Raw genomic sequence first — 13396 nt, forward strand, 5'->3', positions numbered from 1 at the left:
CGTCACGGCTGAGACGCCAGCGACTACGGCGCTTCCTCCCTTCCGCGTGTGCCCCTGGCGTGCCCGGAAGCCTGATTGAGGCGATCCAGACCCGCCCTATCGGCCCCGGTTCCGAGGAAATGGACGTACTTGTTGGTCGTCGCGATCGACTCATGACCGAGCCACGCCTGGACCGTGCTCGGGTCGACCCCACGTGACAGCCACAGGCACGCGGCAGTGTGTCGCAGGTCGTGCAGCCGCCGCCCCTCGCCGGTCTTGTGCCACTGGACGGCGCGCAGGATCGACGTTCGATGCAGCCGCGCACCACGCGAGGTCGTCAGCAGCAGGTCGTCGGGCCCCTTGCCCTCGGCCAGCTCCCGAATGATCGGCAGCACCCGGTCAGCCAGCGGCGTGCGGCGGCTTCTGCGTCCCTTGGTCGCCTTGGTCCCGACACCCTCAGGCGCCGACCGCCGCACCAGCACGCCCGGCGTCGGTATCTCCATGAAGTCGGCGACGATGAACGAGCGGGCCTCGGCCCAGCGAGGACCGACCCAGCCCATCACCAGCAGAATGTCGGCGATGCGCTCGTCGTACTTGCGCCACCGCCGCCAGGCCTGCTCTAGACCGTCCTCGGTCCACGGGTTCATCTCCGTTGCCTCGTCAGACTGCCGGGGCACGCGCGTGCCCGTGACCGGATTGCGCGCGATCAACTTCTCGCGTACGCACCAGCTGAAGAACGCCGATAGGCTCGCGCGGTAACGAACGACCGAGCCTTCGGTGAGCCCGGCGTCGAGCAGATGCTCGTAAGACCTGGACACCTCGCGATCCGTCACGGCCGCAATGGAGAGCGCTTGCAGCGAGGACGGCATGAGCCGCCCAAGCGCAGAGTCCGCCCGGTACGTCTTCTTGGCCACCGTCGTGCGTCGGACCTCCAACCAGCGCGGCAGGAGGCTGCGCACACGCTCCTTACCGGCGCGCGGATCGATACCGCCCTCTAACGCTGCTCGCTCGCGAGCCAGCCACGCAGACGCCTCCCGACTGGTATCGAACGTCTTCCCGGCCACGTACTGACCGCCGCTCTTCAACACCGCGCGGTAGCGACCGCTCGGCTCCCGGCGCGGCCTCATGCCGCCACCCGCCGCAACCAGACATCGACATCGTCGCGTCGATAGCGAGGACAACCCTCGGACAGCCACGTGACCCGTGGCCCGTGACCCTCCCGTCTCCAACGGCATAACGTGCTCGGCGAAACACGCAACCACTCGGCTACTTCCGCCGACGTGAGGTAGACCGACTCTTGCGGTAGTGCGAACGTCGTCATCTAGAACGCCTCCTTGGCAACAGCACGTGGACTTGTGGGTCTTCCCCCTCCACCCGAGCGGGGGAATGTACGGACCGATCCGGCAGCGTCAAGGGCGCTCCTGCGTCGCGTCGCATGCGATGGCGCAAGCGCCACCCTTGACCCAACCGGTCCGGTCCTGGTTTCGGCAGCTATCGGGTGGAGGGGGAAGAATGGCGGGGTCGCTTCTGTGTCTGCCCGGCTGACCCGCCGCTGGGCTGGGCGACTCATACGGCCGATCCCTCGTTCGTCTGCTCGGAGTCCGACTCGACCGACTCCGAATCCTCCGACTCTGAATCGCCCGGCTCTGAAACGTCCGCCTCGGAATCGTCGGGCTCAGGGACATCGGGCTCAGGTGCATTGGGGCGCGGGGGCATCGAGTCGGCCATGGCTCGTATCTCGTCGTCGTCGGTGTACGGGAACCGGATCCGTGCCGGGTCGGGATGCCCGTCGAGTGCGACGTAGGCGGTGCCGGGCATGTCGAAGGGGATGAGGTCGCACAGTGCCCCGGCCTTACGCATCCCGGAACCGAGCGCCATATCGACCTGGTCGGCTTCGACCACGCGCAGCGCGATGCGGTGCGGGAACAGGTCACGGATCCGGCCGAGCGTTTCCTTGGCTGCGTCCTGCGTTGCTGCCACGATCGTTATGGCCTGCGAGCGGCCCTGAGTGAGCAGCACCCCGAGCGCGGCGTCGATGCGTTTCTTGGTGGCGTTGTCTGCGAACTTCGTCAACGCCAGGAACTCATCGATGACCACCACGTAATGCGGTTCATCGGTCGTCGGTGTGTGTTTGCGTTTCTGACCGGCCATCGCCCGGGCACGGTCGGCGTTGATCGTCACCAGCCGTTCTAGACCGTCCGCGATATCTGCGATCTCGACCAGCAACTCATCGAACAACTCCGGGCCGAGCGGCAACTCGACCCGCTTCGGGTCGATGCCGATGACCTTGACCAGGCCCGAGCGGATGCCCGGTAGCAGCTGGCCCACGATGGACCAGATCACCGAGCCCTTGCCCGAGTCCGTGGCACCGACGATCAGCAGATGCGTATACAGCAGTTGCAGCCGGTACCGGGTGCCGTCCTCGGTCATCGCGACCGGCAGCCCGCGAAGGTTCGGAACCTCCGCAGGAGTCGCGGCCTCGATCTGCTCCGCGAGCGCATCGCGGCGGATCAACTCGACCGCGACCACCCGCTGCGGGATCGTGCGACGACGACCCCACCGGCCGCCGCCGTTGCGGAGCGGTGTGCGGATACGGCCCGACTGCGCGTTGAGCCCGACTGCGAGCGCGCGTACTTTCTCGTTCCAGTCCTCGATCGTGTGGCCAGCCGGCATCGACACGAGGAACCGATCACGGTACGGCGACGAGACGACCGGGCCAGGGATCGGCATCACCCGCACACCGTCGTTGGTCTCGCCGGTAAGCCCGCATCCCGCGACCACATCGCGCCACCGACGCATCAATATGAAACGACGCCAGCGGCCCCGCAGCCGCCACGTCACCCGCCACCGGAACGAGGTCGGTCTTTTCCAGGCCCACAACCCGAGCCCGACCACCATCCCGACGACAGCGCCGACCAGCACGAGGAGCCCGTAGTCATAGGTCATCGACCCGACGAGCCCGCCAGCAGCCAGCGCCCCGAGCCGCGACGGACGCCGCAGCAGCCACCGCGAAACCTTGGCGAGCCTGCGCAGCACCGCCCACAACAGCGACACCGGCAGCGGTATCCGCACCTTCGCCTTACGTACCTCGACCGCGTCAGTCATGCCGCGTTCGCCCCTTCCACGTTGGTCATTGCGTTACGGGCCGGTTCGGTCGCCCAGGCCGGGCGCAGCGTGTACGACGGGCACACACCCCCGGTCAGATGCGGCCCCGAGACGCCGCAGAACGGACACGGCCCCGTGCGTTCGTGCGCCACCTCATCGAGGCACGAACCGAACGCCGGGCCGATCCGCCAGTCATCGAAAACGACCGCCGCAGCAGCGCCACAGGTGCAGCGCTCACCGGCAACCGCTGGACGACCCAGCGAGCCGCGACGGTCACGACGACGGCCGAACATTGCTCAGCCCGCCTTACGAGCAGGAGCCAGACAGGCCGGGCACAGATCGCCCGGCATCGTCGCCCCATAGCGGTTGCAGTTGCCGCACAAGAACCGATACGGCACCCCGCCACGCTTCGGGTCACGCTCGACCGCGACGAACAACACCGCCTGGTCCTCACACCGGCACGGCCGGATCCCGGTACCCATGGTCAGCACACCGCCCCTACGCCGCAGCGCCGCCGGAGATCGGCGAACAACAGGCTCAGGAGACAGCCGCACTCATCGTCCGCGTCATGGTGGAACCCGACGCAGCGGTCATCGGGACACCCGCACACATCGCCGCCCCAGCCAGAACCCGAGAAGAAGCGACGGGTCCACCCGGCCTCACTCACCCCCGCCGCCGCCAGTTCCTCACGCGCGGCCCGATTCAGTCGCCCCGACATCGGTCACGCCGCCTTGCTATCGGCAGGCTTCGAGGTCGGACGAGCGCCCGACGCGGCAGAAGCCAACGACTCAGCGCGGAAGAACATCGAAAAGCCCTGACCGTCGCGACCCTCCATCACACCGACCGTCAGCCCCTCAACCTCGACCGGCGACATATCCGGAATCGACTTCCCCGGATCCGACTCCGACGCGATGGTCAGTTTCAGAACCTCCGCGACCTCAGCACCAAAACCGTTCGTGTACTGCACCAGCAGCTGCGCGACCCACTGAGGCTTACCGTCCTTCGTGGTCGCCTGCTCCCCGGTATCACTGCCGAACTTCAACTTCGGCGTAACACCAACCTTCGTGAACTTCGCCGCACCAAACGTCTTGTCCTGATCGATAACGAACGTGGTCTGCATCTCAGTCTCCTTAGGCCAAACTCTTGCATTTGGGCATATCGTATCATGAGTCTTGCATTTGCCTATATCTGTGGCTTTCGCCATGTCTTCGTGCATTTCTTGCATCTGACTGCGAGACTGGCGGCATGGCGCAGTTGATGAAGACGAGCGAAGCGGCCGCCCGCCTGGGCGTGAATCCCGCGACGCTGTGGCGCTGGCAGAAGGCCGGCGCAGTCACACCTGCGTTCCTCACGCCTGGCGGACAGGCCCGCTGGGACCTCGATCAACTGCACGAGCAACTGCGGTTGCGGAAGGACGACACCATGGCCGACCCGACACCCGAGTCCCGCAGGCCCGAGCCCCAGCCCGTCGTTGCAGCCATCGTCACGTCATCGCGTGGCGTGCTGGTTGGCCGGCGCAATGACGGCAAGCCACCTTGGACCTTCATCGCAGGTGAGATCGAGCCGGGGGAGTCGCCCGTTGACGCTGCCGTCCGCGAGGTCAAGGAGGAAACCGGGCTACTGGTCACAGCCGCCGAACGCGAGATCGGACGGCGAGTGCACCCCAAGACCGGACGCACGATGATCTACCTCGCTTGCTCGCCGGTCGGGTCGAGCACTGGCGTTTTCGTCGGTGACGAGGACGAGCTAGCCGAGGTCCGGTGGATCAATCGTGCCGAGGCTGACGAGCTGCTACCTGGCATGTTCGAGCCCGTCGCGGAGCATCTACGCATGCAAATCGGTTAGTGGCGGGGCGTCGATCGGCTCGAAATCGTGTTGGGACGGTCGAGCGTCGTCGCGGTCTCAGGGGTACTCCGTTGCCACCTAGCAGTATCGCGACGTTCTGTCCGTCGGTGTCGCTAGTGTGTCGTCATCATGCGCTAGGGCTTGGAGCCGTAGTCTCATCATGGACGCATGCGCAGGAAGGCTAGAGGTTTGACAGACGCGAACCGTGATCGACTGTATCGAGAGACGCTTCTTGCGCCCCTTCGCACGTCGGCTGCTTACCTGCCGAAGATGGGGGGTGGCGACGAGGTCGACCTTCCCGGGTTCACGGACCTCTATGGCGCTGACCCGCTGTACCACTGGATGGGCCTTGACTCACCCCTGATGTTCGCGGCTCACAAGGCTGCTGGTGGTATGACTTCCGTCTACCGGCAACTCGGCATCGGGTGTGAGCGGCTGTTCCGGCAGGTACTAAGGGATGAGCTGCACCTGTCCGAAGAGCAAGTGAAGTGGTCGTATCAGGTGCTCCCTGACAGCGAGGATGAGACCAAGAAGGCACGTACTCTGTCTCTCGATGGCCGGGTGGAGCTGAGCGACGTAAGGGATGACGCTGCGAGCGAGCGGGTTGAGGCATGGATCGAGCAGCAGCAGCGGGCTCTTGCGATAACTGTGCCCTTGAAAGGTGCTGTGTTCGAGGTTCGGCAAGGTTACAAGAGTGCAGACTCCAAGCGGCAAAACGCAGATCTGGCAAACGCGGCGCAGGCGCTCGGCCATGGATACTTGCCAGTGCTGACGATCATGAGTACCCAGATCAACAACGTCGTTCGCGCGCGTTACCTGACTGGAAACTGGAGCGTGCTTCTGGGCACTGTTGGCGCTGGCGATCCGCTCCACAGCACGTTTGACTTTGTAGCCAAGGTGATCGGATTCGACCTCGCGGCCTTTTTTGAGCGAAGCACAGATGACCTGCGGGCTGGCCTTGAAGATGTCCTGCGGCACCTCTTGGAGGCAAAGTGACGGAAGCGATCGACCGTGCGATGCACGGGCGCAACGAACATATGACGTTCCGCGCCAACATGGGAGTCGGTCGCCATGGGTGGCTTCGTCTTACCCCTGCGTACGGGGTACGGCTTGTCCGTGATCGCATATCTCAGATGCCGAGCGGCAGTGTGATCACGGATCCGTTCTCAGGTACCGGCACAACACCCCTTGCGGCAGCTGAACTCGGACACGTTGGTCAGTCGGTAGATATAAATCCGTTCCTCGTATGGCTCGGCAACGTGAAGGCTACGAACTATACGGAGGATGTGCTCCTTGCCGTCTCGGAAGCTGCGAAGTCCATCGTCGACGCAGCTCGTACCCATAAAGAGGGCAGTGACCTATGGCAGCCCAGGCTCTTCAAGATCGAGAAGTGGTGGAGTGCAGGTGCGCTCCACGCGCTTAAAGCACTGCGCTACGAGCTCGACCTGTTCGAGGGACAGGTCCGAGATCTCCTCGAGATCGGTTTCTGTCGATCGTTGATCTCGTGCTCGAACGCTGCATTCAACCACCAGTCGATGTCATTCAAGGCTGAATCAGGCGATGATGTGCTCTTCGACATGAACGACGCCGAGCGCGCTCTTGAGGCGTACGGTACTGAGATGGCCTCCGTAATCGAGTCTGGCCGGTTCGATCTTGCCGGGTCAGCAACGGTTGCACTCGGCGACTCGCGGACAGTGTTGAAGACACTAGCCCCGGCTGATCTTGTCCTAACATCTCCGCCGTACGTCAATCGCATGAGTTACATTCGCGAGCTTCGCCCATACATGTACTGGATGCGTTACCTCGACGAGGCAAGCGATGCCGGGGACCTCGACTGGCAAACGATCGGGGGAACTTGGGGGACGGCTACGAGCAAGTTGAACTCCTGGACTGCGGAGGTTGAGACCCCCATCGATGAGGCGATGAAAGGCGTGTGTGAAAACATTTCGACGGATGGCGGCAAGAACGGTCCGTTGCTAGCGACCTACGTACACAAGTACCACCACGATATGTGGCTGCACTTCCAAGGCATCGCCGAGCACCTGAAGCCGGGTGGCCGAGTGTCTTACATCATCGGCAACTCGACGTTCTACAAGCATGAGGTTCCTGCGCACGAGTGGTATGCCGAGATGCTCCGTGCACTTGGCTTCACAGACGTGCGTGTCGAGACGATCCGAAAGCGGAACTCCAACAAGGCTCTCTTCGAGTACGACGTGACTGGTACAAAGCCTAAATGACAGTCATCCGCGAGAACCCCAGGTCAGGCGTCCAGTTAGTCCAGCGTGACGACGGTAAGTACGTGGTGACCGCTGGCGACGATGTCGTCGTTGAAACGGCGGTTCAATCTCTGGCGGAGTTGACCTACGCGGAGGCTGTCGAAGAGCGTGATCCCGCCAAGGAACACCGTGCACGCGAACGAGCTCACTATGACATGCAGGCGATGCGCTCAGAGTCCTTCGCTCGACGCGCGGCAAACGCGCGGAAGAGCGGTGGTATCGGGGGGCGAGGCGGCGTCTAGGGCTCTGTCAAGGCGTGACGAGTTTCTCGCTCCGATCGCGCCAAGCCCGGCCGGTGTGATCGTGTATTCGATCCCGCGGTTGTCGAGCCAGGCGATAGCGCCGCGTACGCCGTGCTCGGCGGCTTCGAGCAGGTCGACTTGTTCGTTTCGCACGGTCCGCCAGGCGTCGGAGTCGAGCAGCAGTACGTCGGCGTCGCCGCCTTGTTCGTCGGCGGCGATCTCTTCATCGGTGCGTTCCTCGACCGCAAGCCCGGCCATTTCGCGGAGCCCTTCGGACCAGGTGAGTTGCTTGCGGCCGCGCGAGACTTCCTCGAACTCATGCCACCGATCGAGGGCGTCCGCGTCGGCGTGCTCGACCGCATCGGCCAGCAGTTCGAAGGGTGTCCGTGAGTCCTTGCGGCCGGTCTTGGCGTGGCCGTGCGTGGCCTCTAGCGCGAGTTGCTTCGCGAGGTACGCGGCGAGCCACGTCTCGGCGTCGGCGGCGGTGCGGGTGTGGACGCCGCCCTTGCCGTCTTCCTCGCCCTGGAACTGTCGGGCTACGTCGAAGCCGCGGCGGCCAAGCGCACGCGACCACGGCCCGTACATCAGGTCGCCGAGAACACGTACAACGTCGGGGGAGACCTGTCCGCGTAGGACCATCACGACGTGCAGGTGCACGTGCCAGCCGTTGCGGCCATAGGTCACCTCGAGCGCTCGAGCGAACCCGACCACGCCGAACCGCTCGACCAGTCCGATCGTGCGTTCGGCTCGCGGGCGAGGTCGCGAGCCCTTCCAGTCGTTTGCCCAGTCGCCTTCCCACTTGCACAGGCGCTTGTCGTGCGCCGCGACGCTTTCGCCTGCCCACGCCTTCCCGGAGGTCACCGACGACCACGCAGCCGTCAGCGCATCCCAGCACTCGCGGAGACTGTGCCCCTTGTTGTGCCGCATCGTGAACGTCGCCATAGCCGCCGTATGGCCTTCGCGGGTCGCCCACGCGAGGACGTGCCCGAGGTCGCCCGCACGTTCGGCCGCGATCTTCGCCGCACACACCGGACACGCCCACGGCGACCCACACGTAGCGAGACCGGAGAACCCCGCACGACCACCGGAAGCAGGGCCGGGTGCGCGTACGCCGATCTGCTCGACACGTGCCACACGGCCACAGGCACGGACACGTTCCAGCGACGACTCGCGCCACAGTGTGTTCCGCAGTCCGTAGCGACGACGCCGAGCCTGCGCCGACCGCTCGCGGTCATCTTGTGAAGACTTATCCGCGTTGTTCCCAAGGGCCCGGCCAGAGGCCGGGCCGCGTCCACCGTCTGACGGCTTCGGCCCGGCCGCGCGGGCAGGCGCGGCCGGGCATGCGGACCTTCGGCCCGTTCCGGGCCGCGCCTGCCCGCGCTGGGCCTTCGCCGTCGCGGTGGACGCCGTACTGCCAATGGCCCGGCCGGGTCCCGTACGGTCGTCACCAATGACCGGAAGGCCGGGCGTGCGTTTGTCGAGACTACGAGGAACATCTGAGCGACGAGCCATGCTTGCCGCGCACGTGCCCCTGGCGTGCCCGCGTGACGAAAATCAGAGCATTAGCGACCGCCATTGCCGCCTACGCAACGGGTGAAACCACCGCTACGTATGCGCCAGGCCCGCTCGTAATGAGAAGGTCGTCGGTTCGATTCCGACAGGCGGCTCCACCTGCCATTCCCCGCGTTGGCCCAGGTCAGCCGGGGCACCTATCGGTGGTGCGGCTCCCCTGATACTTCGTGGTCGGCGTGGTTGATTGCCTCGCGGACGAGCCGGGTGAGGTGGCCGCCACGCAGGCTGTAGATCATGCGGCGACCTTGCCGGTTGGCCTCGATGAGTCCGCTGTGGCGCAGTTTCGCGAGATGTTGACTCACGGAGGTCCGGCTCGTCGTGACCTGCTCGGCCAAGGTCGTGACGTCGGCCGAGTCGTACGTCAGCATCCACAGGATGTGTAGCCGCGTCGGGTCGGCCAGTTGCGCGAAAACCTCGGCGGCCAACGCGAGTTGGTCCGGCGATGGCGGCCTGTCGTGCTGCCAGCTGACACCGTCGATACCGGCCTCGGGTTTGGGCATGCCGACTATTGTGCCGTGCCTGTTGGGGTCGTGGTCGGCTCGTCAACTCGTGACCATGTCGGCCATACCCGCATCGCAGCAACTCCAGCACCGGTGGAGATGGCAGCGAGAACGGCCGATGCCCACGCGAGACCGGCCCAGCTCCCGACCCATCCGGCGATCGGATAGGTCACCAGGTAGCAGGCGTGGGAGAGCGAGAACTGCGCGGCAAAGATCGCGGGTCGATCCTGCTCGTCGCTGTGGCGACGCAGCAGCCGCGCCGACGGCGTGAGGATCATCGACGTTGCCGCACCGAGCAGGCACCACAGGACCAGAAGCGCCACCCACGTGAGGGTCGCCGACAGGTCGACCCCGAGCAGAGCCGCCGACAGCGCGACGCCGACGCCGAGGGCGAGCCCGGCGGGGATCATGACGCGGCGGTCCGTCGTGCGGTCGAGCACACGCGGGAGGGCCAGCGCGACAACCATGGAGCCCGCGCCATATGCGGCGAGCGCTACCGCAACGTCGCTGGAGCCCAACCCCAATGCACTACGCACGATCACGACTGTGTTCACCAGAACGACAGCGGTGGCGCCGGCGACCGCCAGGTCGAGCGCAAGCAGCGCGCGCAGCTGCGGCGCTGCGAGGAACCGGCGCGTGCCGTAGGTGACCTTCTGCCAGAACGACGCGCCGGAGTCCGGTTCGCCGCGCGGCACGTCGAGTCTGATCGTCACCACGAGGAGCGCCGAGGCGAGGAACCCGATCAGCGTGCCGGCGAACAGGTTGCGGTAGCCGATAACGGTCAACAACGCCGCCGCCAACGCGGGACTCAACAACGACTCCAGGTCGTACGCCAGGCGCGACAGTGACAAGGCCCTGGTGTAGTCGCGCTCGGCCGGCAGCACCGACGGCATCACCGCCTGAAACGCAGGGGTGAACGCCGCGGACGCGGTCTGCAGTACGAAAATCAGGACGTATATCTGCCACACCGAATCCACGAACGGCAGACACGCCGCGACCGCAGCGCGGACCAGATCGGCACTCACCAGCAGCCCGCGGCGGGGAATGCGCTCCGCGAGTGCCGCGATCACCGGTGACAACACGGTGTAGGCCACGATCTTGATCGTCAGCGCCGTGCCGACCACAGCACCGGCTGAGTCCGGCGCCAGATCGTACGCCAGCAGGCCGAGCGCGACGGTCAACAACCCGGTGCCGACCAACGCAACGACCTGAGCCGAGAACAGGTGTCGATACTCCCGATTCGCGAGAACGCCTCGCATGATTACGCCTCCACGTCATATTCATATGTGCGCAGATATGAACATAACGCGATCGAGTGTCCCCCGGCAACCGAGCGGGGCACGGTCAACTGACACGTGAACAGTCGCCGAGGCCGCCGTCAGGCGCGGCGTACGTACGTCACCATCACAACGCCACTCGGAGAGGTCTCGGTACTAGCGAGGTCGAACTGGCTGAGTTGGCCACGTACGCCGAACATGCGTTTGCCGGATCCAAGGATCACCGGGAATATGAGCAGCCGGTACTCATCGACGAGATCACCTGCCGCGAGCGATGCGACGAGTGTTCCTGACCCGAGAACGAGCAGATCGCCCGATGCCTGCGACTTCAATTGGCGCACCCCGTCGCAGGTGTCGTCGTACTCGATGCGCTGAGAGTTCCGCCAGCTCAGCGTTGCCCTCCGCGACACGACGTGTTTCGGCATCCGGTTCATCGCTGCGACGGCGGGTTCGGCCTCGTCCACCGCCGACCAAGCCTCGGTGAGGATTGCGTACGTGCGGCCACCGACCAACAAGCCACTTGCGGAGACAGTCGTGCGGCGCATGAAGTCGGCTACCGTCTCATCGCTATGTGACGTGACCCAACCGCCATCCACGAAGCCGTCATCGCGGTCCTCGTCGGCCGAGAGCGGCGACTGGATGACGCCGTCGATGCTCGTGAAGTTTGCTACCACTATCCGCGCCATGGAGTACCTCCGTATCTGCGTCACTGTGCAGGGTCGAGACGGATCCCGGCCGTCGAGGTCATCGCTGCGACCGGCGTACGCGCTCGGGCAACGGGCTGCGGCGAAAACCACCGGACTGCGCTGGCGCGAGCGAGTACGTTGAAGGTCATGGAATCGACCGCACCGCGACCGGCGATCATCCTGGCATCGCAGGAGTACGCCGACGAGCTCGTCGACACGTTCTGGCGGTACGAGCGCGAGTACGACCTGCGGCCGGCCAGGTCAAGTGGCGAAGTGCTCGAACTCACCGAGAAGCTGCAGGCCGATGGAGTGCCGATCGCCTTGTACGTATCGGATTCTGAACTTCCCGATGAGCATGTCCTCGGTGCGTTCGCGAAGTGGCGGATGGCGGTGCCCACCGCACGGCGAGTGATTGTCACGCCGTTCGAACGGTTCGGCCGTGACGCTCCGGGTTTGCGCCATGGCATGGCGAAGGGCAAGTACGACGCGTACCTACTGATGCCGCGCGGTCCGCGCGACGAGGAGTTCCACAACGCGATCACCGACCTGCTCTCTGACTGGGGCTCGACAGTGCCCGACCCGGAAGCGATCACGGCAAAGGTGATCGGGGCGTCGAACTCCTTGTTGACCACTCAGATCCGCGACTTCTTCGACCGGATGGGCATGCCGACCCGGCTGTACGAACCGGAGAGCGAGGTGGGACGCCGGGTACGTGACAGGTTCCCGTCCGACGTCGACTTCCCGCTGGTGTGGTCGATGATCAGAGACCCCATCGCCCCGCGGTCGGTCAGCGACGTGGCGCGGTCCATCTACGGCGCACCCGATGAGGTAAACGTCCGCGATGTGGTCGATCTGGTCGTGATCGGCGCCGGGCCGGCGGGCCTGGCCTCCGCGGTCTACGGGGCGTCCGAAGGGTTGTCCACGGTTGTGCTCGAGACCGGAGCGGTCGGCGGGCAGGCCGGTACGAGCTCGATGATCCGCAACTACCTCGGTTTCCCCCGCGGCATCTCCGGAATGCGGCTCGCGCAGCGCGCCCGCAACCAGGCGCTCCGGTTCGGCGCGCAGTTCTTCACCGGCTGGCCGGCGCTGGAGCTTCGCCCCGGTGCCCCGCACGTCGTACGCACCGAAGGAGGTGACATCCGAGCGCGCGCCGTGGTGATCGCGAACGGCGTCACCTACCGCAAGCTCGGGGTGAAGCCGATCGAGACGCTGGTCGGCGCCGGCGTCAACTACGGCGCGGCGCTCACTGCGGCCCGCGACCTCGAAGATCGCGATGTCGTCGTGGTCGGCGGCGGCAACTCGGCAGGCCAGGCCGCGGTCCACCTCGCCCGTTTTGCGCGTTCGGTACGCCTGCTGGTGCGACGCGAGGGTCTCGAGGAGACGATGTCGTCGTACCTGATCGGCGAGATCGCCTTCACCTCGCGCATCACCGTGCAGACGTGTACGCAGGTCGTCGACGGCGGCGGCGACCCGAATCTGGAATGGCTCTGCCTCGAAGACACTCGTACGGGCGAGCGGACCAGAGTGGACGCACAGGGCCTCTTCCTGTTGCTCGGCGCCACGCCGGAATGCGACTGGATGCCCGAAGGACTCGCGCGTGACGACCATGGCTTCGTTCTCACCGGCCGCGACGCACCGCAACACGCCTGGACCGACGGACTCCCACCGGTCGAGCTCGCGACAACAGTTCCGGGAGTCTTCGCGGTCGGTGACATCCGATCGGGCTCGATGAAGCGCGTCGCCGCCGCCAGTGGTGAGGGGGCCTCGGTGATTCCCCAGGTGCACCGCTGGCTCGCCGCCGCGCCGGACGTCGCCACTCCCTGACCGGCGGACAATGTCGCGGCCAATGCCGAGATCACGGCCCAGGTCGCCGTCCGTGCGCATTCCGCGATCGCCCGCCGAGTAAGGGAAAAC

Annotated in this window: 15 protein-coding genes; 5 read left to right on the forward strand and 10 right to left on the reverse strand. The window is 65.5% G+C overall.

Annotated elements, in window-relative coordinates:
- Positions 1 to 23: 23 nt before the first annotated feature.
- The 6 genes from MU582_02530 to MU582_02555 all read right to left on the reverse strand — a co-directional run bounded on the left by MU582_02530 (position 24) and on the right by MU582_02555 (position 4204).
- A complete protein-coding gene (locus MU582_02530; protein ID UPK75532.1) occupies positions 24 to 1106 on the reverse strand; it encodes a tyrosine-type recombinase/integrase in 1083 nt (360 codons plus the stop codon).
- The gene (locus MU582_02535) at positions 1103 to 1300 is read right to left on the reverse strand and encodes a helix-turn-helix domain-containing protein (GenBank protein UPK75533.1); all 198 of its coding nucleotides are present in this window, start codon (positions 1298 to 1300) and stop codon (positions 1103 to 1105) included. Before MU582_02535 ends, MU582_02530 begins: the two co-directional genes overlap by 4 nt.
- A 245-nt stretch (positions 1301 to 1545) precedes the next feature.
- Complete coding sequence (locus tag MU582_02540) at positions 1546 to 3084, reverse strand: hypothetical protein (protein UPK75534.1); 1539 nt, start codon at positions 3082 to 3084, stop codon at positions 1546 to 1548.
- The gene (locus tag MU582_02545; protein UPK75535.1) at positions 3081 to 3377 is read right to left on the reverse strand and encodes a hypothetical protein; all 297 of its coding nucleotides are present in this window, start codon (positions 3375 to 3377) and stop codon (positions 3081 to 3083) included. Before MU582_02545 ends, MU582_02540 begins: the two co-directional genes overlap by 4 nt.
- A gap of 3 nt (positions 3378 to 3380) precedes the next feature.
- Positions 3381 to 3566, reverse strand: coding sequence for a hypothetical protein (locus MU582_02550; GenBank protein ID UPK75536.1), 186 nt, complete (start codon positions 3564 to 3566; stop codon positions 3381 to 3383).
- A 239-nt stretch (positions 3567 to 3805) separates the two neighbouring features.
- Positions 3806 to 4204 carry a hypothetical protein gene (locus MU582_02555; protein UPK75537.1) on the reverse strand — a complete coding sequence of 133 codons (399 nt, stop codon included), beginning with the start codon at positions 4202 to 4204 and terminating at the stop codon, positions 3806 to 3808.
- A gap of 125 nt (positions 4205 to 4329) precedes the next feature.
- Between MU582_02555 and MU582_02560 the strand changes: the two genes are divergently transcribed.
- The 3 genes from MU582_02560 to MU582_02570 all read left to right on the forward strand — a co-directional run bounded on the left by MU582_02560 (position 4330) and on the right by MU582_02570 (position 7166).
- Positions 4330 to 4929: an NUDIX domain-containing protein gene (locus MU582_02560; protein UPK75538.1), complete on the forward strand. Its 600-nt coding sequence runs from the start codon at positions 4330 to 4332 to the stop codon at positions 4927 to 4929.
- A gap of 189 nt (positions 4930 to 5118) precedes the next feature.
- Positions 5119 to 5925 (forward strand): hypothetical protein, encoded by an 807-nt coding sequence (locus tag MU582_02565; GenBank protein ID UPK75539.1) that lies wholly within the window; start codon positions 5119 to 5121, stop codon positions 5923 to 5925.
- Positions 5922 to 7166 (forward strand): site-specific DNA-methyltransferase, encoded by a 1245-nt coding sequence (locus tag MU582_02570; protein UPK75540.1) that lies wholly within the window; start codon positions 5922 to 5924, stop codon positions 7164 to 7166. Before MU582_02565 ends, MU582_02570 begins: the two co-directional genes overlap by 4 nt.
- A 209-nt stretch (positions 7167 to 7375) precedes the next feature.
- Here the strand turns inward: MU582_02570 and MU582_02575 are convergent, their stop codons facing one another.
- The 4 genes from MU582_02575 to MU582_02590 all read right to left on the reverse strand — a co-directional run bounded on the left by MU582_02575 (position 7376) and on the right by MU582_02590 (position 11482).
- On the reverse strand, positions 7376 to 8581 hold the full coding sequence (locus MU582_02575; GenBank protein UPK75541.1) for a protein rep: 1206 nt from the start codon (positions 8579 to 8581) through the stop codon (positions 7376 to 7378).
- 575 nt (positions 8582 to 9156) lie between these two features.
- On the reverse strand, positions 9157 to 9519 hold the full coding sequence (locus MU582_02580) for a metalloregulator ArsR/SmtB family transcription factor (protein ID UPK75542.1): 363 nt from the start codon (positions 9517 to 9519) through the stop codon (positions 9157 to 9159).
- A gap of 5 nt (positions 9520 to 9524) precedes the next feature.
- Positions 9525 to 10778, reverse strand: a complete 1254-nt coding sequence (locus tag MU582_02585; protein ID UPK75543.1) for an MFS transporter — start codon at positions 10776 to 10778, stop codon at positions 9525 to 9527.
- A 119-nt stretch (positions 10779 to 10897) separates the two neighbouring features.
- Positions 10898 to 11482: a dihydrofolate reductase family protein gene (locus tag MU582_02590; protein ID UPK75544.1), complete on the reverse strand. Its 585-nt coding sequence runs from the start codon at positions 11480 to 11482 to the stop codon at positions 10898 to 10900.
- Between MU582_02590 and MU582_02595 the strand changes: the two genes are divergently transcribed.
- Positions 11481 to 11624: a hypothetical protein gene (locus MU582_02595; protein UPK75545.1), complete on the forward strand. Its 144-nt coding sequence runs from the start codon at positions 11481 to 11483 to the stop codon at positions 11622 to 11624. The two genes, MU582_02590 and MU582_02595, sit on opposite strands and share 2 nt — an antisense overlap.
- Before the next feature lie 5 nt (positions 11625 to 11629).
- Positions 11630 to 13306 carry an FAD-dependent oxidoreductase gene (locus MU582_02600; protein UPK75546.1) on the forward strand — a complete coding sequence of 559 codons (1677 nt, stop codon included), beginning with the start codon at positions 11630 to 11632 and terminating at the stop codon, positions 13304 to 13306.
- Positions 13307 to 13396: the final 90 nt, after the last annotated feature.

The organism is Nocardioidaceae bacterium SCSIO 66511 (assembly GCA_023100825.1).
Classification (GTDB): Bacteria; Actinomycetota; Actinomycetes; order Propionibacteriales; family Nocardioidaceae; genus Solicola.

Coding starts and splice junctions, on each gene's coding strand:
- MU582_02530 (UPK75532.1), bottom strand. CDS start 1,106: ATGAGGCCGCGCCGGGAGCCGAGCGGTCGCTACCGCGCGGTGTTGAAG.
- MU582_02535 (UPK75533.1), bottom strand. CDS start 1,300: ATGACGACGTTCGCACTACCGCAAGAGTCGGTCTACCTCACGTCGGCG.
- MU582_02540 (UPK75534.1), bottom strand. CDS start 3,084: ATGACTGACGCGGTCGAGGTACGTAAGGCGAAGGTGCGGATACCGCTG.
- MU582_02545 (UPK75535.1), bottom strand. CDS start 3,377: ATGTTCGGCCGTCGTCGTGACCGTCGCGGCTCGCTGGGTCGTCCAGCG.
- MU582_02550 (UPK75536.1), bottom strand. CDS start 3,566: ATGGGTACCGGGATCCGGCCGTGCCGGTGTGAGGACCAGGCGGTGTTG.
- MU582_02555 (UPK75537.1), bottom strand. CDS start 4,204: ATGCAGACCACGTTCGTTATCGATCAGGACAAGACGTTTGGTGCGGCG.
- MU582_02560 (UPK75538.1), top strand. CDS start 4,330: ATGGCGCAGTTGATGAAGACGAGCGAAGCGGCCGCCCGCCTGGGCGTG.
- MU582_02580 (UPK75542.1), bottom strand. CDS start 9,519: ATGCCCAAACCCGAGGCCGGTATCGACGGTGTCAGCTGGCAGCACGAC.
- MU582_02585 (UPK75543.1), bottom strand. CDS start 10,778: ATGCGAGGCGTTCTCGCGAATCGGGAGTATCGACACCTGTTCTCGGCT.
- MU582_02595 (UPK75545.1), top strand. CDS start 11,481: ATGGAGTACCTCCGTATCTGCGTCACTGTGCAGGGTCGAGACGGATCC.
- MU582_02590 (UPK75544.1), bottom strand. CDS start 11,482: ATGGCGCGGATAGTGGTAGCAAACTTCACGAGCATCGACGGCGTCATC.
- MU582_02600 (UPK75546.1), top strand. CDS start 11,630: ATGGAATCGACCGCACCGCGACCGGCGATCATCCTGGCATCGCAGGAG.